The following is a 24,595-nucleotide window of genomic DNA, read 5'->3' as shown; positions in this document are numbered from 1 at the left end:
GGTGAGTTTTGGGGTAAAAAGCGGCATTTGTCGACTATTGTCGACGAACGTCGGTCATTATCATCCATCAAGGCATCGCCGCTGGATTTGTCGACATCGACCGGACACTGACTGAAGTTGGATTGGCGTAGTCCGTAGAAGAACGTGCCGAGGATTTCTTGGGTGCCTGACGACCTATCGCTCGAGGCCGCGAAGATCCTGATTCGAGGTCATCGACGCTTCAGCTCGAGCCGCATTGCGCTTGGCCGGCACGGCCTGCGTACATTTCCGCCGCGCCAATGCAAAAACCCCCGCCTGGTCGGGCGGGGGTTTCTGGCTTAGGGAGCCTGACGATTACCTACTTTCACACGGGAATCCGCACTATCATCGGCGTAGAGTCGTTTCACGGTCCTGTTCGGGATGGGAAGGGGTGGGACCGACTCGCTATGGTCATCAGGCAAAGAGGGTTGTTGCGCTGCTTCGCAGCACAACCAATCTGGGAAGAAGCAGTAATCTTGAGTTGTGTGTATCACACACGAGAATCCAACTTGTCGCTCTGGATCGCGGCCGGTGCTTTCGCACGACGCCGATCTACAAGGCAGACTTGTTATAGGATCAAGCCTTACGGGCAATTAGTATCAGTTAGCTGAACGCATTACTGCGCTTACACACCTGACCTATCAACGTCCTGGTCTCGAACGACCCTTCAAGGGGATCTAGTCCCCAGGGATATCTCATCTTAAGGCGAGTTTCCCGCTTAGATGCTTTCAGCGGTTATCTCTTCCGAACATAGCTACCCGGCGATGCCACTGGCGTGACAACCGGTACACCAGAGGTTCGTCCACTCCGGTCCTCTCGTACTAGGAGCAGCCCCCTTCAAATATCCAACGCCCACGGCAGATAGGGACCAAACTGTCTCACGACGTTTTAAACCCAGCTCACGTACCTCTTTAAATGGCGAACAGCCATACCCTTGGGACCGGCTACAGCCCCAGGATGAGATGAGCCGACATCGAGGTGCCAAACACCGCCGTCGATATGAACTCTTGGGCGGTATCAGCCTGTTATCCCCAGAGTACCTTTTATCCGTTGAGCGATGGCCCTTCCATACAGAACCACCGGATCACTATGACCTGCTTTCGCACCTGCTCGACTTGTCGGTCTCGCAGTTAAGCACGCTTATGCCATTGCACTATCAGCACGATTTCCGACCGTACCTAGCGTACCTTCGTACTCCTCCGTTACGCTTTGGGAGGAGACCGCCCCAGTCAAACTGCCTACCATGCACTGTCCCCGACCCGGATCACGGGCCAAGGTTAGAACCTCAAACAAACCAGGGTGGTATTTCAAGGACGGCTCCACCGAAACTAGCGTTCCGGCTTCATAGCCTCCCACCTATCCTACACAGATCGGTTCAAAGTCCAATGCAAAGCTACAGTAAAGGTTCATGGGGTCTTTCCGTCTAGCCGCGGGTAGATTGCATCATCACAAACACTTCAACTTCGCTGAGTCTCGGGAGGAGACAGTGTGGCCATCGTTACGCCATTCGTGCAGGTCGGAACTTACCCGACAAGGAATTTCGCTACCTTAGGACCGTTATAGTTACGGCCGCCGTTTACCGGGACTTCAATCAAGAGCTTGCACCCCATCATTTAATCTTCCGGCACCGGGCAGGCGTCACACCCTATACGTCCACTTTCGTGTTTGCAGAGTGCTGTGTTTTTATTAAACAGTCGCAGCCACCAGTTTATTGCAACCCCTTCACCCTTTGCCCGCAGGGGCATCAAGCTACAAGGGCGTACCTTATCCCGAAGTTACGGTACCAATTTGCCGAGTTCCTTCTCCCGAGTTCTCTCAAGCGCCTTAGAATACTCATCTCGCCCACCTGTGTCGGTTTGCGGTACGGTCATCGTTAGACTGAAGCTTAGAGGCTTTTCTTGGAACCACTTCCAATTGCTTCGCTCCCTAAGGAGCTCGCGCCACACCCTTGAATTCCGCGCCCGGATTTGCCTAAGCGCCTTCTCCAATGCAGCGACCGGGACTTCCAACACCCGGACAACCTTCCGCGATCCGTCCCCCCATCGCATCTAACAATGGTGCAGGAATATTGACCTGCTTCCCATCAGCTACGCATTTCTGCCTCGCCTTAGGGGCCGACTCACCCTACGCCGATGAACGTTGCGTAGGAAACCTTGGGCTTACGGCGAGGGGGCCTTTCACCCCCTTTATCGCTACTCATGTCAGCATTCGCACTTCCGATACCTCCAGCACGCTTTTCAACGCACCTTCGCAGGCTTACGGAACGCTCTCCTACCATGCGTGCAAAGCACGCATCCGCAGCTTCGGTATATAGCTTAGCCCCGTTACATCTTCCGCGCAGGACGACTCGATCAGTGAGCTATTACGCTTTCTTTAAAGGGTGGCTGCTTCTAAGCCAACCTCCTGACTGTTTTAGCCTTCCCACTTCGTTTCCCACTTAGCTATATTTGGGGACCTTAGCTGGCGGTCTGGGTTGTTTCCCTCTTGACACCGGACGTTAGCACCCGATGTCTGTCTCCCGTGATTGCACTCTTCGGTATTCGGAGTTTGCTATGGCGGGGTAATCTGCAATAGACCCCCCAACCATGACAGTGCTCTACCCCCGAAGGTGAGACACGAGGCACTACCTAAATAGTTTTCGGAGAGAACCAGCTATTTCCAAGTTTGTTTAGCCTTTCACCCCTATCCACAGCTCATCCCCTAACTTTTCAACGTTAGTGGGTTCGGACCTCCAGTACGTGTTACCGCACCTTCATCCTGGCCATGGATAGATCACTTGGTTTCGGGTCTACGCCCAGCAACTGAACGCCCTATTCGGACTCGCTTTCGCTACGCCTGCCCTATACGGTTAAGCTTGCTACTGAACGTAAGTCGCTGACCCATTATACAAAAGGTACGCCGTCACCCCTTACGAGGCTCCGACTGTTTGTATGCATGCGGTTTCAGGATCTATTTCACTCCCCTCCCGGGGTTCTTTTCGCCTTTCCCTCACGGTACTGGTTCACTATCGGTCGATCACGAGTATTTAGCCTTGGAGGATGGTCCCCCCATCTTCAGACAGGATTTCACGTGTCCCGCCCTACTTGTCGCACACCTAGTTCTTTCATACTGTTTTCGCCTACAGGGCTATCACCTGCTATGGCCGCACTTTCCAGAGCGTTCGGCTAACAATACAAATAAAGAGTGCAAGGCTCATCCCATTTCGCTCGCCACTACTTTGGGAATCTCGGTTGATTTCTTTTCCTGCGGTTACTTAGATGTTTCAGTTCACCGCGTTCGCTTCACATGGCCTATGTATTCAGCCATGGATACTCCAAAAGGAGTGGGTTTCCCCATTCGGACATCTACGGATCAAAGCTTGTTTGCCAGCTCCCCGTAGCTTTTCGCAGGCTACCGCGTCCTTCATCGCCTGTGATCGCCAAGGCATCCACCACATGCACTTGTTCGCTTGACCCTATAACGAGTCTGTCTCATCGACAGTCGCTACAGGTTGAGTTCTCGCGTTGTGCCGTATTCCAATTGAGCCGAACATTAAGTTCGAATCATCTTGAGATACATCGATACAATCACAACCCGGATAGTTTCCACGTCCATCTCAAGACGCTTCCGCTATCCAAATTACTTGCTTCTTCCAGATTGTTAAAGAACGACAGCCGATATCTGTTGATATCCTCTGACTGGCTCAATCGCCAATGCAAAGCGCTCGCTGATTTTTCAGCAAACTCTTAGCATTGAGGATTGGTGGAGGCAGACGGGATCGAACCGACGACCCCCTGCTTGCAAAGCAGGTGCTCTCCCAGCTGAGCTATGCCCCCATGTACAGATGACCTCAGGTGTACTTCAGCCTATCGGCATGGGCTGCTCGTAAGCGCTGAAGCGCTAACGATCACCGACACGTCAGACAATGGTGGGTCTGGTTGGATTCGAACCAACGACCCCCGCCTTATCAAGACGGTGCTCTAACCGACTGAGCTACAGACCCCTGAGTCTGTCTTTAAATTTACAGCCGATAAGCGTGAGCGCTCAACTTGTGCGAGAAGCTCTGGAAAGGAGGTGATCCAGCCGCACCTTCCGATACGGCTACCTTGTTACGACTTCACCCCAGTCATGAATCCTACCGTGGTGACCGTCCTCCTTGCGGTTAGACTAGCCACTTCTGGTAAAACCCACTCCCATGGTGTGACGGGCGGTGTGTACAAGACCCGGGAACGTATTCACCGCGGCATGCTGATCCGCGATTACTAGCGATTCCAGCTTCATGCACTCGAGTTGCAGAGTGCAATCCGGACTACGATCGGTTTTCTGGGATTAGCTCCCCCTCGCGGGTTGGCAACCCTCTGTTCCGACCATTGTATGACGTGTGAAGCCCTACCCATAAGGGCCATGAGGACTTGACGTCATCCCCACCTTCCTCCGGTTTGTCACCGGCAGTCTCCTTAGAGTGCTCTTGCGTAGCAACTAAGGACAAGGGTTGCGCTCGTTGCGGGACTTAACCCAACATCTCACGACACGAGCTGACGACAGCCATGCAGCACCTGTGCGCCGGTTCTCTTTCGAGCACTCCCACCTCTCAGCAGGATTCCGACCATGTCAAGGGTAGGTAAGGTTTTTCGCGTTGCATCGAATTAATCCACATCATCCACCGCTTGTGCGGGTCCCCGTCAATTCCTTTGAGTTTTAATCTTGCGACCGTACTCCCCAGGCGGTCAACTTCACGCGTTAGCTACGTTACTAAGGAAATGAATCCCCAACAACTAGTTGACATCGTTTAGGGCGTGGACTACCAGGGTATCTAATCCTGTTTGCTCCCCACGCTTTCGTGCATGAGCGTCAGTATTGGCCCAGGGGGCTGCCTTCGCCATCGGTATTCCTCCACATCTCTACGCATTTCACTGCTACACGTGGAATTCTACCCCCCTCTGCCATACTCTAGCCTGCCAGTCACCAATGCAGTTCCCAGGTTGAGCCCGGGGATTTCACATCGGTCTTAGCAAACCGCCTGCGCACGCTTTACGCCCAGTAATTCCGATTAACGCTCGCACCCTACGTATTACCGCGGCTGCTGGCACGTAGTTAGCCGGTGCTTATTCTTCCGGTACCGTCATCCCCCGACTGTATTAGAGCCAAGGATTTCTTTCCGGACAAAAGTGCTTTACAACCCGAAGGCCTTCTTCACACACGCGGCATTGCTGGATCAGGCTTTCGCCCATTGTCCAAAATTCCCCACTGCTGCCTCCCGTAGGAGTCTGGGCCGTGTCTCAGTCCCAGTGTGGCTGGTCGTCCTCTCAGACCAGCTACTGATCGTCGCCTTGGTAGGCCTTTACCCCACCAACTAGCTAATCAGCCATCGGCCAACCCTATAGCGCGAGGCCCGAAGGTCCCCCGCTTTCATCCGTAGATCGTATGCGGTATTAATCCGGCTTTCGCCGGGCTATCCCCCACTACAGGACATGTTCCGATGTATTACTCACCCGTTCGCCACTCGCCACCAAGTGCAAGCACCCGTGCTGCCGTTCGACTTGCATGTGTAAGGCATGCCGCCAGCGTTCAATCTGAGCCAGGATCAAACTCTTCAGTTCAAACCTGTTACTGTTTTCGGTTCGGTTAAGAACCGGTCGCTCACTCAAAGCTGACAGGAATATGAATCACTTCATAAACCTGACTTACTTTAGTGTGAGACTCTTGATACTTTCGCTATCTGATCCGAAGATCAGCTCGCTTCCATCAAGCGCCCACACTTATCGGCTGTTAATTTTTAAAGAGCATTCTGCGAAGAACCTGAAGTTTCTCAGCAGCGCTGCGTTTTCAGCAGCAGAGAAGCGAGATTATGAACCGTGTTTCGCAGTTCGTCAACAACTTTTTACATCACGTCGTTGCGACTGCGGGGCTCGACTTCTTGTACCGCCGAGGCCGCTACCACCAGGCCCCAACAGCACCGCTTCCCTTCCTCCCGCGCCGCGTTTCCGTTAGCGCGAAAGAGGCGTGATTCTATGCACCTGACGACAATCGCGCAAGGGGTTTCGCAAAAAATATAAGGCTCCGCACGCTGCCGCGTGCGGAGCCTTATATAGAGGCGGCCGAACCGTCAGGCCGTGCGCACCTGGCGCGCAACGATCTCCATATAGTGATCGAGATCCGGCGTCACTTTTCCCTCCTCCTTCGCCGTGTCGTCCCAGCGGCGCAGACGCAGTGCATCCTCCGCGAACGGGCGCTGCAGGAACACCACCGTCTCCTCTTCGCTGAAGATGCCGCCCTGCAGCGCGAGACTGCGCACCGAGTCCGGCGACAGGCTCTCGAAGTAACCGGTGTCCGTGCGGCACAGGCAGCGCTTCGCATCGACGTGCAGCCGGATCGGTTCCAGCACCGCATCGGAAAACAGCGGCCGCAGGAACGGCAGCACGTAATACTGATGCAGATCGTCGATCCCGCGCGCGCTCGGCGTTTCGCCCTGGCGATTCAGCAGATGCCCGAGGTCGTGCAGGAACGCCGCCGCGACCAGCGCCTCATTCGCGCCCGCCTCCTCCGCCAGCATGCCGCTCTGCAACGCATGCTCGAGCTGCGTGACCGGCTCTCCGCTATAGGCCACATGGCCATGCTCGCGGTACAGCCCGTGGATCGCTTCCACCGTCAATGCCATTCCTTCACTCCCACGGCAGCGAAAACGTCTTCAGGTTCGTGAAGCTCTTCATCGCCTCCTGAACGCCTTCCTTGTAACCGAGCCCCGAATCCTTGATCCCGCCGAACGGCGACAACTCGATCCGGTAGCCAGGCACTTCCCATACATTCACCGTACCGACGTTCAGTTCGTTCACGAACCGCACGACCGCCGCCGTGCTGTCGGTACACACGCCCGACGACAGACCGAACGCTGTCCCGTTGCTGATCCGGATCGCATCGTCGATCGTATCGAACGTGATCACCGGCGACACCGGCCCGAAGGTTTCCTCGCGCACGATCGTCATCGACGGATCAACGTTGTCGAGCACGGTCGGTGAATACAACGCGCCGCGCCGCACGTTGCCGGTCAGCAGGCGCGCGCCCTGCGCGACCGCCTCGTCCACGCGCGCCTCGAACAGCCGCGCCGCCGCCTCGTCGATCACCGTGCCCATTTCGTTCGCGGGATCGAACGGATCGCCATACCTCCATGCGCGCGTCTTCTCGACGAGCAATTCGGTGAATGCCGGTGCGATCGAGCGCTGTACCAGCATCCGCTTGACGGCCGTGCAGCGCTGGCCGGAGTTCCGGTACGAGCCGAGCACCGCCAGCGATGCCGCGCGTTCGAGATCGGCATCGTCGAGGACGATCAGCGGATCGTTGCCGCCCAGTTCCAGCACGATGCGCCGGTAGCCGGCCCGCGCGGCAATCGCCTTGCCGATCGCGACGCCGCCCGTGAACGTGATCAGCGACGCATGCGGATGCGTGACGAGTTCGTCCGCGATCTCGGCCGGGTCGCCGGTCAGCACCTGCAGCATCGGCTCGGGCAGCCCGGCCTCATACAGCAGGTCGGCCAGATAGAACGCCGACAGCGGCACCTTCTCCGACGGCTTCACGATCACGCGGTTGTTCGTCGCGATCGCCGGCGCGATCTTGTGCGCCACCTGGTTCATCGGATGATTGAACGGCGTGATCGCGACGATCACGCCGTCGAGCGGCTGCCGCTGCGAAAACACGCGCCGCGCCTTGCCATGAGGCGTCAGGTCGCACGAGAAACTTTGCGAATCGTCGCGCAATGCCTCGACCGCCGCGAGCTTCAGCACGTCGGCGACGCGGCCGACCTCGTAGCGGGAGTCCTGCTTCGACAGCCCCGATTCGAGCGTGATCAGGTCGGACGCTTCCTCGGTGCGCTCGCGCAGCAGCGTGGCCGCACGTTCGAGGATCTGCGAACGCTCGTAGCGCGTGAGCTTCGGCCGGTAGGCCATCGCGTAATCGAACGCGGCGCGCACGTCGTCGACGCTCGCGAGCGACGCCGTGCCGACGCGCGTGCCCGTGTACGGGTCGGTGACGTCGAGCGTGCGTGCGCGCGTCGCACGCGTGCCGCACCAGCGCAGCGCCTCTGCGCGGAACGCCGGATGGTCTTGCCGGGGATGCGCCATCATGTCGTGGCCCGGTTCAGTACCAAATCGAACACGTCGAAGTTGCGCGGGCGACGCGCGGGATCGTGCCGCTCGATGCGCCGGTTGAACAGCAGCGGCACTTCCTGTTCCGACACGCCGCCGTGCGAACGCAGCGGCACCGTGAGGCCCGACAGATCGTGCTCGCGCTCGCGCGTGCCGAGCGTCATGTCGCGGCGGCCGATCACGACGAGATCGCCGATCCGGTCGGCCGGCAGCTCGAAACGTGCGGCAGCTTCCGCGTTGTCGAGCACGAGTTCGACACCATCGAGGCTACCGACACGCCACATTGCCTCGGCCCGGTCGACGCCCGGCGCCAGGTAGATCGTCGCGAACGAGCCGAGCGCGCCGTGGTGCACGACGTACGGGTCGGTGATCGGCAGGATCACGCGCGCAGCCTGCGCGCCGTACCAGCCGTCGAAGGCATCCTGCAGATAGATCACGTTCGGGCGGCCCGTCGCCGGGTCGTGCTTCGCGTTCATCCCGTGGTCGGCGGTGAGGCCGATCGCCCAGCCGAGCGCGTCGAGCTGCGCGAGGTAGCCGTCCATCATCGCGTAGAACGCGTTCGCGCCCACACTGCCAGGCTCGCACTTGTGCTGCACGTAGTCGGTGGTCGACAGGTACATCAGGTCGACCTGCCGGGTCTGCGCGAGCCGCACGCCGGCCGCGAACACGAATTCGGACAGCGCCGCGCTGTAGACGTCCGGCGACGGCAGGCCGACCCAGTCGAGCACGTCGACGATCCCGTTTTCCGCGAGATTCGCCTGCGCGGCCTTCTCCGCCGAAAAGCAGATGCCGTTCAGCCGCCAGCCGAGGAGCCGGCGCAGCTTGTCCTTCGCGGTGACGACAGCCACCCGCGCGCCGGCGTCGGACGCCGCCGCGAGCAGCGTGCCGGCGCGCAGGTAGGCCGGGTCGTTCATCATCACTTCGGCACCGCGCCCGCCGTCGGCGGCCGGATCCCAGAAATAGTTGCCGCAGATCCCGTGGACCGACGGCGGCACGCCGCAGACGATCGACAGGTTGTTCGGGTTGGTGAAGGTCGGCACGACGCAATCGGCGCGCCAGGCCGTGCCTTCCGCGATCATCCGGGCGATGAACGGCGCGACGCCTGCTTCCACAGCCCGTTCGAGATAGTCGTACTCGCAGCCGTCGACGCAGACGACGACGGTCGGCTCGACCGGCAGCCGGTAGCGCCGGCCGTTGACGTCGACCGAGCGACCCGCAAGCCCGGTCGAGGTACCGGCCGCCGACGCGTCGCCGGGTTGGCGCAATGCGAACGCGGCGTTCATGATGCCGCCCGCTTGCCGCGCGGCACGCGCGCAGCGATCAGCAGCAGCGCCGCGAGCGACGCGCCGAGCATCAGCAGCGACAGCGCCGATGCCGGAAGGTAGTAACCGCGCTCGACCTGGCCGATCACGACGATCGGCACGGTCGCGAAGCCGGGCGGATAGACCGTCAGCGTCGCCCCGAGCTCGCCGAGCGACAGCGCGAAGCCGAGCGCGAGGCTCGCGCGCAGCGCCGGCACGAGTTGCGGCAGCAGCACGCGGCGCAGCACCATCGCGGGCGGCGCACCCAGGCTCGCCGCGGCTTCGCGCAGCACGGTCAGTTCCGGGCGCAGCGCGGCGGCCGCGCAGCGATAGCAGAACGGCAAGATCAGCGCGAGCTGCACGAGCACGACGATCGCCGCCGAGCTCGACAGGTCGAGCGGCTTCTGGTGATACGCGATCAGCACCGCGAGCCCGAGGACGACGCTCGGCACGCCGTTCGGCACCATCACGAGCGCGTCGACCACCGCACCGAGGCCGCGCCGGTCGCGCCCTTCGAGCGCCAGCGCGAGCCACAGCCCGAGGATCGTGCCGATCGCCGATACGCCGAAGCCGATTTCGAGGCTCGTCAGCAGCGCGTCGTATTCCGGCGACCCGAGCCGTTCGAACCAGCGCAGGCTGTAGCCGGCCGGCAGAATCGTGCCCGACCACTGGGTCGACACGCTCGACAGCGCGACGACGACGACCGGCAGCACGAACAACCAGAAGCACGCGAATGCGGCCAGCGCGAGCGCGGCGCGCGACGCATGCTTGAGCAGCGTATCGCTCCAGCCGATCCGGTGGCGCGGCACGGCTTGCCCGATACGATATTCAGCGGACATCGTTCCCTCCCGTCGCACGCCGGTTCACCCGGCGATAAACCGCATACAGCGCCAGCGACAACGCCAGCATCACGACCGCACCGGCCGACGCGGTCGGCAGGTCGAGATCGACCGTCGCACTGCTGTAGATCGCGACCGGCAGCGTGACGAGCCGCGCGCTGCCGAGCACGAGCAGGATCCCGAACTCGTTCAGCGTCAGCAGGAAGCACAGCACGGTGCCGGCAGCGATGCCCGGCCACGCGATCGGCAGCACGACGCGGCGCGCGAGCATCCAGCCGGACGCGCCGAGGCTGCGTGCGGCCTCGATCAGACGCAGGTCGAGCGTCGCGAACGACGCGAGTGTCGGCCGCACGACGAACGGCGTATAGAACACGGTCTGCGCGAGAATCACGCCGCCGATGCCGAACAGGAAATCGAGCGGCGGGTTCTCGAGATGAAACAGGTGCTGCAGCGCGATGCTGATCGACCCTTGCGAGCCGTACAGGAAGATCAGCGTGAACGCGACGAGGAACGACGGGAACGCGACGTACAGCTCCAGGAAGCGCGTGACGAGCGATGCGCCCGGGAACGGCTTGAAGAACAGCAGCGCGGCCAGCAGCACGCCGAGCACCGACGCGGTTCCGGCGCTCGCGAACAGCACGCCGAGCGTCGTCAGCAGCACGCCGCGCGTGTCGGGGTTGCCGAAGAAGGTCCGGTATGCGGCGAAACTCAACCCGTGATCGCCCGACACGCTCAGCAGCACGAGCCGCACCAGCGGATAGACGACGAGCGGGCCGAGCACGACGATCGCGAGTGCGGCCAGGTGCAGATCGCCCATGCGCCTGCGGCGCCGTGCGGCGGCGGCATGCGCGGCGGCCGACGCGAGCACGTGCGGCGGCAGGCCGGCTTCAGGGCTCGATAAGGACGACATCGTCTGCCTCGCATTGCAGGGACACGCGCGCACCGCGCTCGGGAGCCGCGCCGCGGCCGCGTTGCATCGTGACGCGCACGGGCTCGTCGGGCGCCGCGTCGATCACGACCGCGATCGACAGGTCCGCGCCCTGCCATTCGACGGACGCGACCGTGCCGTGCAGGCCGCCGGCCGACGGCGGCATCACGGTCAGGCGCTCGGGGCGCACGCACGCGACCTTGCCGCGCACGTCGTGGCGCGGATCGCCAAGCGGGAAGATCACGTGCGGCGGCAGCAGGTTCGCGGGGCCGAGATAGCGTGCAACGTAGCCGTCCTGCGGCGCGTCGTACAGTTGCTGCGGCGTGCCGAGCTGCGCGATGCGGCCGTCGCGCATCAGCAGCGCGCGGTCGGACAGCACGAGCGCGTCGTCGCGGTCGTGCGTCACGCAGACGACGGTCAGGTTCGGCAGGCGCTCGTGCAGCGCCTTCAGTTCGCTGCGCACCGACGCGCGCAGGTTGGCGTCGAGGGCCGACAGCGGCTCGTCGAGCAGCAGCACGTCCGGCTCGATCACGAGCGCGCGCGCCAGCGCGACGCGCTGCTGCATCCCGCCCGACAGCTGCGCGGGCAGATGATGGCCCGCATCGCCGAGCTGCACGAGCTTCAGCGCGTCGGCGACGCGGCGCGTCACTTCCGACGACGCCATGCCGCGTGCGCGCAGCCCGAATGCGACGTTCTCGAACACCAACAGGTGCGGGAACAGCGCGTAATTCTGGAACAGCAGACCGAGATTGCGCTTGTGCGGCGGCGCATAGGTCAGGTCACGCCCGGCAACGGTCAGCGTGCCGGTCAGGCCGTCGGCCTTCACGAACCCGGCGATGAAGCGCAGCAGCGTGGTCTTGCCGCAGCCGCTCTTGCCGAGCACGGTCAGAAATTCACCGGCACCGATCGACAGCGACAGATCTTCCAGCACCGTGCGTGCGCCGTAGCGCACGCTCAGGTGTTCGATCTGCACGCCGCCCGGCGCGCCGGACCGCAGCGTCGCGTGCGGTTCGGCGGCGCCGAATGCGCCGGGATGGGTCAGGGTGGTTTCCACCGGGTTCATCCTCTTGCTCACTAATGCAGGCGGCGTGCGCCGATCACTTCGGCTTGACGACGTCGAGCTGCTTGCCCGAGCTGCCGATCACATCCTTCTTCCAGCGCTCGATCCACACCGGCTTCTTCGCCATCACCTGGGTCCAGTCGACCGGGATCAGCTTCACGCCCGCGATCGCCTTCTTGACCGCCTCGCCGTTCTTGCCGGCCAGCGGCACGTCCGTGCGGCCCGGGATGCCGTACATGTCCGGCACCTTCGACTGCACATCCGTCGACATCAGGTAGTCGATCAGCTTCTTGCCGGCGTCCTGGTTCGGGCCGCTCTTGATCAGGCCGATGCCGTACGGGAGCTGGAACGTGGTCGGCTGGTCGCCGTCCTTCGCGGCCAGGAAGATCGGCTTGACGGACAGCGCGCCGTGTTCGGCGTCGTCGAGGTCCATCTGCAGGTCGCCGTTCGCGACGCTGATCTCGTTACGCGACAGCAGCACGTTCAGGTAGCCGGTGCCCTTCGTGTGGAACTTCACGCTCTGAGACAGCTTCGCGAGGTAGTCGAACGCCTTGTCCTCGCCCATCAGCGACGTCGTCAGGATCAGCACGGCCATCCCGTCGCCGGCCGTGGCCGGGTTCGAGTAGGCGACCTTACCCGCGTAGGTTGGCGACAGCAGGTCGGCGAACGTCTTCGGCTGGTTCTTCACGACGTCCGGGTTGATCGCGAACGAGAAGTAGTTGTTCACGAACGTCGCCCACGTGCCGTCCTCGGCCTTCGCGATGGCCGGCACGTTCTTGTAGTTCACGCTCTGGTACGGCTGCAGCAGGCCCATCTGGCCGGCTTGCTGGATGAACGGCGGCAGCGTGACGATCACGTCGGCCTTCGGAGAATTCTTCTCGATGTTCGCGCGGTTCACGACCTCGCCGCTACCCGCCGTCACGATGTTGACCTTGACGCCTTCCTTCTTCTCGAAGGCCGGCAGCACATCGCGATAGAGGTTCTCGAGACCGTCCGCCGTGTACAGCACGACCGCGTTCGCCGCATGCGCCGGCATCGCGGCACCTTGCAGCAGACCGGCGGCGCAGGCGGCCAGCGCGAGCTTGCGGAACGCGCCGGCAGCGGCGCGCGAGGGTTTCTGCAGTGTCATCTCACTTCTCCGTAGGCGGAACACCAAACGGCCGGGGCACGATCCGGCTCTCCTGTTATCTCGGGGCAGGCCGAACGACGGCCCGCCGCGCTACCGCGCCGCGGTTGGCTTCGCGCGGCAACCGAAGGATCACAGCGTTCGATGACAAACCCGTGACGAATGCCACAATTTCCAAAAAATGACACATTTTGCCAATATCATGCAAGTCATTCAGAAATGCCGCCCGGCGTTTCGTTCGACCTCTGCTGGAGAAAAACCATGTCCGACCCGATTCTGCTTACGCCCGGCCCGCTCACCACGTCCGCCACAACGCGCCACGCAATGCAACATGACTGGGGGTCGTGGGACGCCGCTTTCAATCGACTGACGGCCAGCGTCTGCGCCGACCTCGTCGCGATCGCGAAAGGCGGCGACGAGTACGTGTGCGTGCCGATGCAGGGCAGTGGCACGTTCTCGGTCGAAGCCGCGCTCGGCACGCTGGTACCGCGCGACGGCGTCGTGCTCGTGCCCGACAACGGCGCGTATTGCGCGCGCATCCTGAAGATCCTCGGCCGGCTCGGCATCGACGCGATCGCGCTGCCGTTCGGCGAGGACGCGGCTGTCGACGCGGCGGCGGTCGAGGCCGCGTTCGCGCGCGAACCGCGCATCACGCACGTCGCGCTCGTGCATCTGGAGACGAGTGCCGGGATCCTGAATCCGCTCGACGCGATCGCGGCCGCGTGCCGGCGCCACGGCAAGCGGCTGATCGTCGACGCGATGAGTTCGTTCGGCGCATTGCCGATCACGCTCGCGGACAGCGGCATCGATGCGCTGGTCTCGGCGAGCGGCAAATGCCTCGAAGGCGTGCCGGGGATGGGGTTCGCGATCGTGCGGCGCGAGGCGCTCGACGCATGCGAAGGCAACTCGCCGTCGCTCGCGCTCGACCTCCACGACCAGTACGCGTACCTGCGCAAGACGGGCCAGTGGCGCTTCACGCCGCCGACGCACGTGATCGCCGCGCTGCGCGCCGCCCTCGACCAGTATCTCGCCGAAGGCGGCCAGCCGGCGCGCGGCGCGCGCTACGTGGACAACTGCCGGACGCTGGTCGAATCGATGCGCGCGCTCGGTTTCGTGCCGTTCCTCGACGCGAGCGTGCAGGCGCCGGTGATCGTCACGTTCCATGCGCCCGACCATCCGGCCTATGCGTTCCGCCGCTTCTACGACGCAGTGCGCGACGCGGGCTTCATCCTGTATCCGGGCAAGCTCACGCAGCTCGAGACGTTCCGCGTCGGCTGCATCGGCGCGATCGATTCGAACGATATCCTGCGTGCGGTCGCGGCGATCGCGCAGGCCGTCGAATCGCTCGGCATCGCCGTGCAGCGCGCGTGAGCGCCGCGTGCCAGCCGGCGCGCGCAAGCAAAAAAGCCCGGCGGCCGCTTGGCCGCCGGGCTAACGCACGGGCTGTGCGTGGAGCCGGTGCTTACAGTTCGATCCGCTTGATGTCGCCGACGACGAAGATGTACGACAGCGCGCCGACCAGCGCGATCACGCCGATGAACACGAGCGCGCCGACGAACGAGCCGGTCGACGCGACAATGAAGCCGACGACGAGCGGCGTGATGATGCCGGCAAGGTTCGCCGCAAAGTTGAAGATGCCGCCCGTCACGCCGAGCAGGCCGTCCGGTGCGATGTCCGACACGAGCGTCCAGCCGAGCGCGGCCATCCCCTGCGCGAAGAACGCAACCGACATGATCGCGATCACGGCCTCGTTGCTCTGCACGTAGTTCGCGAGAATGATCGTCGACGCGAGCAGCAGGCCCGCGATGATCGGCAGCTTGCGCGCGAGGTTCGCGGACTTGCCGCGTCGCAGCAGCCAGTCGGAGAAGATCCCGCCGAACATCACGCCGACCGATGCGGCGATGAACGGCATCACCGCGAAGAAGCCGATCTTCAGCCAGCCCATGTGGCGTTCGGTGGCGAGATAGGTCGGGAACCAGGTCAGGAAGAACACCAGCGTCGAGTTGCCGGCGAACTGGCCGAGGCAGATGCCCGCGAGCTGGCGCTTCTTCACCAGCTGGCCGACCATCGCCCAGCTGAACTTGGCCTGCGCCGGCTTGTCGCCCTTGTCGCCGCTCTTGCGCGCACCGTGAACGAGGCCGCCGCCCGCCTCGATATACGCGAGCTCCGCCGCGTTGGCGCCCGGGTGGTTGCGCGGCTCGTGGTAGAACTTCCACCAGACGAGACCGAACACGATGCCGACCGCGCCCACGACCCAGAACAGCGAGCGCCAGCCGAATGCGCCCATCAGCGCGAACAGCACGGGGCTGAAGAATGCGAGGCCGATGTATTCGCCGACGGTATAGGTACCCGTCGCCATCGCGCGCTCGTTCTGCGGGAACCACGTCGCGACGACGCGGCTGTTGGTCGGGAAGCATGGCGCTTCAGTCACGCCGAGACCGAGCCGGCAAGCGAGCAACGTCGCGACGCCCGGCACGAAGCCTTGCAGGAACGTGCACAGCGACCACAGCGTCATCGACCAGTAATAGGTGACCTTGCTGCCGAAGCGGTCGAGGAACAGGCCGCCGGGAACCTGCATCGCCACGTACGTCCACGAAAACGCGGAGAACATGATGCCCATCACGGCCGCGTTGATGCCGAGCTCCTTGGTGAGCTGCGGCGCAGCCACGCCCAGCACGGTGCGGTCGAGATAGTTGATCATCGTGCCGATTGCGAGCAGCGCGAGGATCTTGTAGCGCGCCGACGTACGCCGGACCGTACCGGCCGCCTGCGCCGGCGCGGCGCTCGTGTGGGTGGTGTGCTGCATGATTGTCTCCTGGTCTCTCTTTCTGTGTCTGCAAGGGGGTCAGCGCGCGACGAGCGACTGAAAGTGATCGAACATCCGCTCGGCGTCGGGCGTGCGTCCGGTGAAGAGCTCGAACGCGTCGACGGCCTGGTACACGGCCATCCCGCCGCCCGGCAGCGTGGCGCAGCCGGCCGCACGCGCGGCATGGATCAGTTCGGTTTCGAGCGGGAAGTAGACGATGTCGGCCACCCACATGCCCGCATGGAGCAGCTCGGCCGGCAGCGGCAGGCCCGGATGCTTGGCCATGCCGGTCGGTGTGGCGTGGATCAGGCCGGTCGCGGCGTGCATCGCGGCCGCGAGCGCGCCGCCCGGCACGACCCGCGCGGCGGGGAAGCGTTGCTGCAGTTCGGCCGCGAGCGCGGCGGCGCGCGTGCCGTCGACATCGAAGATCGTCAGCGCGGCCGCACCCATCTGCAGCGCCGCGTGCGCGACGGCCGCGCCGGCGCCGCCCGCGCCGAGCTGGACGACGTTGTCGAGCCGCGCGTCGGGCAGCCCGCGGCGGAACGACTTCGCGAAGCCCGACCAGTCGGTGTTGTGGCCGATCCGCTTGCCGTCCTTGAACAGCACGGTGTTCACCGCGCCGAGCGCGCGCGCGTCGTCCGACAGTTCATCGAGGTGCTCGATCACGCGCTGCTTGCACGGATGCGTGATGTTCAGCCCGTTGAAGCCCATCCGCTGCGCGGCATCGAGCAGTTGCGGCAGCGCGTCGGCGCTCACGCCGAGCACATCGAGATCGATGCGCCGGTACACGTAGCCGAAGCCCTGGCGGAAGCCTTCTTCCTCGTGCATCGCGGGCGACAGCGACCCGCCGATGCCCTGGCCGATCAGGCCGATCAGAAACGACGGACGGCTCATCGCGCGGCCTCCTGCGCGAACAACGTCGCCAGGCGCTGCAGCGCGAACACGTAGCCCTCGGTGCCGCAACCGCAGATCACGCCTTCGGCGACCGCCGACACATACGAATGGTGGCGGAACGCCTCGCGGCGATGCACGTTCGAGATATGAACTTCGATCACCGGCTTCGCGATCGCGGACAGCGCGTCGGCCAGCGCGACCGACGTATGCGTATAGGCGGCCGGGTTGATGACGATGCCGTGCGTGTCGAGACGCGCGGCATGCAGCCAGTCGATCAGCTCGTGCTCGGCGTTCGACTGGCGGAACTCGATCTCCAGCCCGAGCGCTTCTGCCGCCGTACGGCAGCGCTGCTCGACGTCGGCGAGCGTTTCGGCGCCGTAGATATGGGGCTGGCGCGTGCCCAGCAGGTTCAGGTTCGGGCCGTTCAGCACCAGCACCTTGTGCTTGCTCATGGTGATTCTGCTCCTGAAACAGGGGCGGACCAGGGCTGGCCGCCCCGAAGACTTGGGGAATTGGCGCTAGTGTGCGCCCGTGAAGGGATGCTGTCTTTTCGGGTTTTCGCTGATTTGTACCATCTAGTTAGTTTGTACAATATGCGCTACTAGCCTAGTAAATTCGGGATATGGCGTCCGCTCGCGACTCAACGACTGGTTCATTCGGGGCCAGTTCGTGCGGCGTCATGCCCCGCTCATCCGCAGGAATCGCCATGCAGCGCTCGATCGCCACTGTGTCACTGTCCGGCACGCTCGCCGAGAAACTCGCCGCCATCCAGGCCGCGGGCTTCGACGGCGTCGAAATCTTCGAAAACGATCTCGTCTACTTCGACGGATCGCCGGCCGACGTCCGGCGCATGGCCGCCGATCTCGGCCTCGACATCGTGCTGTTCCAGCCGTTTCGCGACTTCGAGGGCGTCAGCCCGGCGCAGCTCGCGCGCAACCTCGACCGGATCAAGCGCAAGTTCGACGTGATGCATGCGCTCGGCACCGACCGCATCCTCGTCTGCAGCAGCGTGTCGGCCGACACGATCGCGGACGACGGGCTGCTCGTCGACCAGCTCGGCACACTCGCCGAAGCGGCGCGGCAGGCCGGCGTGGTCGCCGCGTACGAAGCGCTCGCGTGGGGCCGCGTCGTGAAGCGGTACGGCCATGCATGGAAACTCGTGAATGCGGTGAACAGCCCGCACCTCGGCCTCGCGCTCGACAGCTTCCATACGCTGTCGCTCGACGATTCGCCGGATGCGATCGCCGACATCCCCGGCGACCGGATCGCGTTCGTGCAGATCGCCGACGCGCCGAAGCTCGCGATGGACGTGCTCGAATGGAGCCGCCACTTCCGCTCGTTCCCGGGCCAGGGCGACTTCGACCTCGCGCGCTTCACCGCGCGGGTGATCGAGTCGGGCTATACGGGGCCGCTGTCGCTCGAGATCTTCAACGACGGCTTCCGCGCGGCGCCGACCGCGATCACGGCTGCCGACGGCCATCGCTCGCTGCTCTATCTGGAAGAACTGACGCGCACGCGGCTCGCGCAGGACGGCCGCGCGCCGGCCGCCGGCCAGCCGCTGTTCGCGCCGCCGGCGCCGCCCGCGCACGTCGGCTTCCAGTTCATCGAATTCGCGGTCGACGCGCAGGCGGCGGCAACCGTCGGCGAATGGCTCGGCCGGATGCGCTTCCGGCTCGCCGGCCGGCATCGGTCGAAGGACGTGACGCTGTTCCAGCACGGCGCCGCGTCGATCGTGCTGAATGCGGAGCGCGACTCGTTCGCCGATGCGTTTTTCCAGCAGCACGGGCTGTCGCTGTGCGCGTCGGCGTTCCGCGTCGACGATGCGAAAGTGGCGTTCGAACGCGCGGCCGGCTTCGGCTACGCGCCGTTCTCGGGCCGTGTCGGGCCGAACGAACGCGTGCTGCCGAGCGTGCAGGCGCCGGACGGCAGCCTCGAGTATTTCGTCGACGAAGCGCCGAACGCGCCGACGCTGTATGAATCGGACTTCGTGCTGACCGACATCGACGGCCCGAGCGAAGTCGGCCCGCTGACGGGCATCGACCATGTGTGCCTCGCGCTGCCGGGCGACGCGCTCGACACGTGGATCCTGTTCTTCAAGACGGCATTCGGCTTCGAGGCCGAGCGCAGCTGGCTCGTGCCCGACCCGTACGGGCTGATGCGCAGCCGCGCGGTGCGCAGCGCCGACGGCTCGGTGCGAATCGCGCTGAACGCATCGGTCGATCGCCATACGGCCGTCGCCGAATCGCTCGACCGGTACCACGGCACGGGGCTGAACCACGTCGCGTTCCGCACGGACGACATCGTGAAGACGGTCGCCGCGTTCGCAGCCGACGGCGTGCCGTTCCTGCGCATTCCGCCCAATTACTACGACGATCTCGCCGCACGCTATGCGCTGCCGGACGAACTGATCGACACGCTGAGCACGCACCACCTGCTGTACGACCGCGACGAGCACGGCGGCGAATTCCTGCACGCGTATACAGAGCTGGTCGACAACCGCTTCTCGCTCGAAATCGTCGAGCGGCGCGGCGGATACGACGGCTACGGCGCGACGAACGCGGCCGTGCGGCTCGCCGCGCAGGCGCAGCGCAGGAAATAAGGGAAGGAAACGAACCGGGCATCGCGGGCCGGACCGTGGATGGAGTCCGCGGTCGATACAAAGGGCCGCATCATCTGCGCACCATCGTGGTGAATCGGTCGGCCGCGGACCCGCCCGCGCGGCTCGCCGCGACCGGGCCGGGAGCCGCGCTGCGTATGACGTTACATGCCGTAACGGATACCGCAGCGCAGCATCCCGTCACCCGCCACGGTTTTAAGAATCGCTTAAGTCTTCGACGGCACCATCCGCAACCAGTACCCGATGGTTATCTCGAAAAGGAGGAAAGCGATGAGCGCCGTAGAAGCACCCGCGGGCCGCCCGGCCGCGCCCCCTGCAAAGAAGACGATGCTGCGCCGCCTGCTCAGTCATCATGAAATCGCGACGCTGCTCGTGCTGCTGCATGCACCGATCGGCGCGAACGCCAAACCCGAACTGCCCGCACTGCAGGAAGCCGGTCTCGTCGAGATGGTCAAGCTCGACCCCGATACGGCCCCGAGCTTCCGGCTGACCGAAGACGGCACGGCCGTCCTGAAAGGGCTCGGCTACCGCTGAGCCGCCGTTTTTACGGCATCCCCGATTCCCCACAGTACCCCGCAGCACCCCCGATCCCTGCGATGCGCCGGCCCGGCCGGCGAATCGCGTCACCCCGCCCGCTCCTGCAGCATCAACCGGTATTCCGTCGGCGTCACGCCGACCGTCGCCTTGAACTGGCGCGTGAACGCGCTGTGATCCGTATAGCCGCATAGCGCCGCGACGTCGGTGACCTTGTCGTGCGTGACGAGCAGCGCGGTGGCCGCGTCGAGCCGCGTCTTCAGCAGCACCTGGCGCGGCGTCAGGTGGAACACCTTGTGGAAGTAGCGTTCGAGCTGCGCGACCGACATCCCGGCCATCTGCGCGAGCTGCTTCAGGTTCAGCGGCTGCACGTAGTGATCCTGGATATGCTGGACCACGTCGGCGAGCCGGCTGTACGCCGGGTGCGATCCCTCGTGCGCCTTCAGGTCGCGCGAGATGCCCGCGAGGCCGACCACCCTGCCCGCGGCGTCGCGCAGCGGCTCCTTGCAGGTCAGGCACCAGCCCGGCTGGCGGCCCGGATACAGGTGCAGCTCAAGCTGGTCCATCAGTTGCTGGCCGGCGTTGATCGTCGCCATGTCCTGCTCGAAATAGCTGCGGCCGAAGCGGCGCGGAAACACTTCGTCGGCGGTCTTGCCGAGCAGGTCGCGCTTGTCCTTGTAGCCGCAGCGCATCGCCAGCGTGCGATTGACGATCGCGTAGCGGCCGCTCGCATCCTTCACGAAGAACGCGACGTCCGGCAGCGCATCGAACACCGGTTCGAGCAGGCGGAAGTGCGCGAGCATCGCGCCGAAATCGGCGTTGTCGGGCTGGTAGCGCAACGGTTCGGACAGGCTCATGGGCGGTACGGCAAGCAAGGTCGTCATCCCGGCAACCGCGAAGCGAGTGGCAGATGGCGACGATTATAGAAGCGCCCCTTCGATCGCGGCGCGCCGAGCGTGGGGCAAGCAGGCTGATGATGTTCCGCCGGTCGCATCGCGCATCGCGATCGGTCGGCATCGGCCATGCGCAACAGGTTGCGCACACAACCACTTCGACAGGTGCGCGCGGCCGGCTACGGTTACGCCTCCCCTCGCCGAAGGCGTGCCGAGTACGCACGCCCGAATTCACTATCCTAAAAATGCGCACGCCCCGAGTCTTGGCGCGATTGCGCATTCGACATGACGATTTCAGCATATATCAGGGTTATCGACGATATGCCGATATCGTCGCCGGCTGCGCATCGAACGCGCAAGACGCCCGCATTTTCGCTAACTAGACTTCGCTTCACGGTCACGAGACGACCTCTCGCTGCTGCTGCGATCGGCACGCAAGGCCCGCCACAAGCGCCGCCGCGCACGCCGATTCCGGCACAGCACGCGCAGCACGCGGCGCGCCTGGACGGCCGGCGCATCGGCCTGCCGACCGAACCGTCTCGCCCGGTTTACCGGCGCCGGCCCGCATGCCGGCGGCGGCCCAACCACGCCATCAAGGGGAAGTGAAAGTGAAGCTGAAGTTATCGCACGTCGCGCTGGCCGCTGCCTGCGCACTGTCGGGCGCACACGCCATCGCCGCCGACGTCGTCAAGATCGGTTTCGCCGCACCGCTGACCGGCCCGCAGTCGAATTACGGCACGGACATGCAGAAGGGCGTGCAACTCGCGATCGCCGATTTCAACGCGACGCATCCGACGATCGGCGGCAAGCCCGTCACGTTCCAGCTCGACTCGCAGGACGACCAAGCCGACCCGCGCACCGGCACGACCGTCGCGCAACGGCTGATCGACGACAACGTCCGCGGGATCATCGGCCACTTCAACTCGGGCACCAGCATTCCGGCATCCGACCTGTACGATCGCGCGGGGCTGCCGCAGATCTCGATGGCGACGTCGCCGCAATACACGGCGCGCGGCTACAAGACGACCTACCGGCTGCTGACGAGCGACGCGCAGGCCGGCCGCATCGTCGGCACGTACGCGGTGAAGACGCTGCGCTTCAAGCGCATCGCGATCATCGACGATCGCACGGCCTACGGCCAGGGCATCGCCGACGAATTCGCGAAGGCCGTGGAAGCAGCCGGCGGCACGATCGTGAAGCGCGACTTCACGAACGACAAGGCGCTCGATTTCTCCGCGATCCTGACCAACCTGAAGGGCGTGAACCCGGATGCGGTCTTCTATGGCGGCGGCGACGCGCAATCGTCGCCGATGATCCGCAAGATGCGCCAGCTCGGCATGAAGTCGGCGTTCGTGACGGGCGAGATGTCGCGCTCGCCGACGTTCCTGAAGGTCGGCGGCGACGCGGCCGAAGGCGCGATCGTCTACATGGGCGGGCTGCCGAAGGAAAAGATGCCGGGCTTCTCCGGCTACGCGGCACGCTACAAGGCGCGCTTCAACGAGGACGTGATCACCTACTCGCCGTACTCGTATGACGGCACGATCGCGCTGCTCACCGCGATGAAGGACGCGAACTCGACCGATCCGAAGGTGTACACGCCGTATCTCGGCAAGGTGTCGGTCAAGGGCGTGTCGGCCCCGAGCATCGCGTACGACCCGAAGGGCGACCTGAGGGATGCGCCGGTGACGATCTACAAGGTCGAGCGCGGCGCGTTCAAGCCGGTCGACACGATCGCCGGCAACTGACCCGGCGGATACGCCGACACCCTCTCGCACGGCGCGCGGGCGGCTCACCGGCCGCCCGCGCCGCGCTCGCTTCGGCCGCATGGTCCGAAGCCGTCCCCGGCGCGCACTCGCGCGCAGGCATTTCGCGCTCCTGTAGAATCCCCCAACCCGCTTTGACGCCTCGTCCCCGCCGTGCCCCATCCCGGTGCGGCGGCGCGTGTTTCGTGCCTCACCCGGCACGCGCCACGTTTCGACGATGCAAGCCGCGCCTTGCCAGTCCATGCCGAAAAGCGGGCCCTGGAGACGCAGCACCGACAACTACATTCGAAAACCGATCGTCCTGACCATGCAAGCTTCCGAATTGAGCGGCGTGCCTCGCGCCGCCGAACGCGCGCTCACGCGCAGCGACTACAAGACCCTTGGCCTCGCCGCACTCGGCGGCGCCCTCGAGTTCTACGACTTCATCATCTTCGTGTTCTTCGCGCCGGCGATAGGACAACTCTTCTTCCCGCACGACATTCCGGACTGGCTGCGCCAGCTGCAGACGTTCGGCATCTTCGCGGCCGGCTATCTCGCGCGCCCGCTCGGCGGCGTGATCATGGCGCACTTCGGCGACCTGTTCGGCCGCAAGCGGATGTTCACGCTGAGCGTGCTGATGATGTCGGTGCCGACGCTGCTGATGGGCCTGCTGCCGACCTACGACACGATCGGCATCCTCGCGCCGGTGTTGCTGCTGCTGTTCCGCGTGCTGCAAGGCGCGGCAGTCGGCGGCGAAGTGCCGGGCGCGTGGGTGTTCGTGTCCGAGCACGTGCCGTCGCGCCACATCGGCTATGCGTGCGGCACGCTGACGGCAGGCCTCACGGCCGGCATCCTGCTCGGCTCGCTCGTCGCCGCCGGCATCAACAGCCGCTATTCGGCCGCCGAAGTCGGCGCGTTCGCGTGGCGCATCCCGTTCCTGCTGGGCGGCGTGTTCGGGCTGTTCTCCGTGTACCTGCGCCGCTGGCTGCACGAAACACCGGTGTTCGCCGAGATGAAGGCGAAGAAGGCGCTCGCGGCCGAGATTCCGCTGAAGGCCGTGCTGCGCGACCACGGCCGCGCGGTGATCGTGTCGATGCTGCTCACGTGGATGCTGTCGGCCGCGATCGTCGTCGTGATCCTGATGACGCCCGCGCTGCTGCAGAAGCAGTTCCACCTGACGCCCGCGACGACGCTGTTCGCGAACAGCGTCGCGACGCTGTGCCTGACGGCCGGCTGCATTACCGCGGGTTCGCTCGCGGGCTGGATCGGCGCGAAGCGCGTGCTCGCCATCGGCGGCCTCGGGCTGGCCGCGTGCTACTACCTGCTGTTCGTGCAGGTCGCGGCCGACGCGTCGACGCTGCCGCTCTACTACGGGATCGCGGGCTTCATGGTCGGCACGATCGGCGCGGTGCCGTTCGTGATGGTCAAGAGCTTCCCGGCCGTCGTGCGCTTCTCGGGCATCTCGTTCTCGTACAACGTCGCGTATGCGATCTTCGGCGGCCTCACGCCGGTGATCGTGTCGCTGATGATGAAGTCGAATCCGCTCGCACCGGTCGTGTACGTCGCGGCGATCTGCGTGCTCGGCGCGATCGCCGTGCAGTTCTCGAAGGATGCGAAGGACGTGAAGGACGCGCGCTGAGCGGAACGCCGGCGTCGGCACACGCTCCATGAAGAAAGGGCCGAATCCCGCGGGGATTCGGCCCTTTGTCTTTGCTTCAGC

16 protein-coding genes, 2 tRNA genes and 3 rRNA genes are annotated in these 24,595 nt (G+C 64.2%); 5 read left to right on the top strand and 16 right to left on the bottom strand.

What is annotated here, in order from left to right; genetic code table 11:
- Positions 1 to 324 precede the first annotated feature (324 nt).
- From rrf to phnS, 12 genes are all read right to left on the bottom strand, one after another.
- Positions 325 to 437 (bottom strand): 5S ribosomal RNA (rrf, locus tag AC5LXX_RS18170).
- A 153-nt stretch (positions 438 to 590) separates the two neighbouring features.
- Positions 591 to 3,472: ribosomal RNA gene (locus AC5LXX_RS18165) — 23S ribosomal RNA — on the bottom strand.
- Between the two features lie 285 nt (positions 3,473 to 3,757).
- A tRNA-Ala gene (locus tag AC5LXX_RS18160) sits at positions 3,758 to 3,833 on the bottom strand.
- A 90-nt stretch (positions 3,834 to 3,923) separates the two neighbouring features.
- Positions 3,924 to 4,000, bottom strand: a tRNA-Ile gene (locus tag AC5LXX_RS18155).
- 64 nt (positions 4,001 to 4,064) lie between these two features.
- Positions 4,065 to 5,597 (bottom strand): 16S ribosomal RNA (locus AC5LXX_RS18150).
- The 16S, 23S and 5S rRNA genes sit together here with 2 tRNA genes alongside, the layout of an rRNA operon.
- A gap of 506 nt (positions 5,598 to 6,103) precedes the next feature.
- Positions 6,104 to 6,655, bottom strand: a complete 552-nt coding sequence (locus AC5LXX_RS18145; protein WP_493412530.1) for a phosphonate degradation HD-domain oxygenase — start codon at positions 6,653 to 6,655, stop codon at positions 6,104 to 6,106.
- A 4-nt stretch (positions 6,656 to 6,659) separates the two neighbouring features.
- Positions 6,660 to 8,114: a phosphonoacetaldehyde dehydrogenase gene (phnY, locus tag AC5LXX_RS18140; RefSeq protein ID WP_493412529.1), complete on the bottom strand. Its 1,455-nt coding sequence runs from the start codon at positions 8,112 to 8,114 to the stop codon at positions 6,660 to 6,662.
- Positions 8,111 to 9,418, bottom strand: a complete 1,308-nt coding sequence (gene phnA, locus AC5LXX_RS18135; protein ID WP_493412528.1) for a phosphonoacetate hydrolase — start codon at positions 9,416 to 9,418, stop codon at positions 8,111 to 8,113. Before phnA ends, phnY begins: the two co-directional genes overlap by 4 nt.
- Positions 9,415 to 10,275, bottom strand: a complete 861-nt coding sequence (phnV, locus tag AC5LXX_RS18130; RefSeq protein WP_493412527.1) for a 2-aminoethylphosphonate ABC transport system, membrane component PhnV — start codon at positions 10,273 to 10,275, stop codon at positions 9,415 to 9,417. The genes phnA and phnV overlap by 4 nt, the downstream gene beginning before the upstream one ends.
- The gene (gene phnU, locus AC5LXX_RS18125; RefSeq protein ID WP_493412526.1) at positions 10,265 to 11,185 is read right to left on the bottom strand and encodes a 2-aminoethylphosphonate ABC transporter permease subunit; all 921 of its coding nucleotides are present in this window, start codon (positions 11,183 to 11,185) and stop codon (positions 10,265 to 10,267) included. Before phnU ends, phnV begins: the two co-directional genes overlap by 11 nt.
- Positions 11,163 to 12,266 carry a 2-aminoethylphosphonate ABC transport system ATP-binding subunit PhnT gene (gene phnT, locus AC5LXX_RS18120; RefSeq protein WP_493412525.1) on the bottom strand — a complete coding sequence of 368 codons (1,104 nt, stop codon included), beginning with the start codon at positions 12,264 to 12,266 and terminating at the stop codon, positions 11,163 to 11,165. The genes phnU and phnT overlap by 23 nt, the downstream gene beginning before the upstream one ends.
- Positions 12,267 to 12,300: 34 nt before the next feature.
- On the bottom strand, positions 12,301 to 13,392 hold the full coding sequence (phnS, locus tag AC5LXX_RS18115) for a 2-aminoethylphosphonate ABC transporter substrate-binding protein (RefSeq protein ID WP_493404639.1): 1,092 nt from the start codon (positions 13,390 to 13,392) through the stop codon (positions 12,301 to 12,303).
- 258 nt (positions 13,393 to 13,650) lie between these two features.
- On the opposite strand from phnS, the gene AC5LXX_RS18110 reads away from it, so the two are divergent.
- Positions 13,651 to 14,760, top strand: a complete 1,110-nt coding sequence (locus tag AC5LXX_RS18110; protein WP_493412524.1) for a 2-aminoethylphosphonate--pyruvate transaminase — start codon at positions 13,651 to 13,653, stop codon at positions 14,758 to 14,760.
- 91 nt (positions 14,761 to 14,851) lie between these two features.
- On the opposite strand, the gene AC5LXX_RS18105 is transcribed toward AC5LXX_RS18110, so the two are convergent.
- From AC5LXX_RS18105 to aroQ, 3 genes are read right to left on the bottom strand one after another with little or no spacing between them, the layout of a single operon-like run.
- Complete coding sequence (locus tag AC5LXX_RS18105) at positions 14,852 to 16,195, bottom strand: MFS transporter (RefSeq protein WP_493412523.1); 1,344 nt, start codon at positions 16,193 to 16,195, stop codon at positions 14,852 to 14,854.
- 39 nt (positions 16,196 to 16,234) lie between these two features.
- A complete protein-coding gene (locus AC5LXX_RS18100; RefSeq protein ID WP_493412522.1) occupies positions 16,235 to 17,089 on the bottom strand; it encodes a shikimate dehydrogenase in 855 nt (284 codons plus the stop codon).
- Entirely contained in the window at positions 17,086 to 17,541 is a 456-nt protein-coding gene (aroQ, locus tag AC5LXX_RS18095) for a type II 3-dehydroquinate dehydratase (RefSeq protein WP_124455596.1), read from the bottom strand. Before aroQ ends, AC5LXX_RS18100 begins: the two co-directional genes overlap by 4 nt.
- A 254-nt stretch (positions 17,542 to 17,795) precedes the next feature.
- On the opposite strand from aroQ, the gene AC5LXX_RS18090 reads away from it, so the two are divergent.
- Both AC5LXX_RS18090 and AC5LXX_RS18085 read left to right on the top strand, forming a co-directional pair.
- Entirely contained in the window at positions 17,796 to 19,688 is a 1,893-nt protein-coding gene (locus tag AC5LXX_RS18090) for a bifunctional sugar phosphate isomerase/epimerase/4-hydroxyphenylpyruvate dioxygenase family protein (protein ID WP_493412521.1), read from the top strand.
- A 288-nt stretch (positions 19,689 to 19,976) separates the two neighbouring features.
- On the top strand, positions 19,977 to 20,240 hold the full coding sequence (locus AC5LXX_RS18085; RefSeq protein WP_006489463.1) for a hypothetical protein: 264 nt from the start codon (positions 19,977 to 19,979) through the stop codon (positions 20,238 to 20,240).
- Positions 20,241 to 20,329: 89 nt separating this feature from the next.
- Here the strand turns inward: AC5LXX_RS18085 and AC5LXX_RS18080 are convergent, their stop codons facing one another.
- Complete coding sequence (locus AC5LXX_RS18080) at positions 20,330 to 21,124, bottom strand: AraC family transcriptional regulator (protein ID WP_124455594.1); 795 nt, start codon at positions 21,122 to 21,124, stop codon at positions 20,330 to 20,332.
- Between the two features lie 575 nt (positions 21,125 to 21,699).
- On the opposite strand from AC5LXX_RS18080, the gene AC5LXX_RS18075 reads away from it, so the two are divergent.
- Positions 21,700 to 22,878 carry a branched-chain amino acid ABC transporter substrate-binding protein gene (locus tag AC5LXX_RS18075; protein WP_493412520.1) on the top strand — a complete coding sequence of 393 codons (1,179 nt, stop codon included), beginning with the start codon at positions 21,700 to 21,702 and terminating at the stop codon, positions 22,876 to 22,878.
- A gap of 325 nt (positions 22,879 to 23,203) precedes the next feature.
- Positions 23,204 to 24,514 (top strand): MFS transporter, encoded by a 1,311-nt coding sequence (locus AC5LXX_RS18070; RefSeq protein WP_493404633.1) that lies wholly within the window; start codon positions 23,204 to 23,206, stop codon positions 24,512 to 24,514.
- Positions 24,515 to 24,595: the final 81 nt, after the last annotated feature.

The organism is Burkholderia torrens (assembly GCF_984668525.1).
Note: the sequence above shows the minus strand (reverse complement) of the source record. Positions and strands in the feature narration are given on the sequence as shown.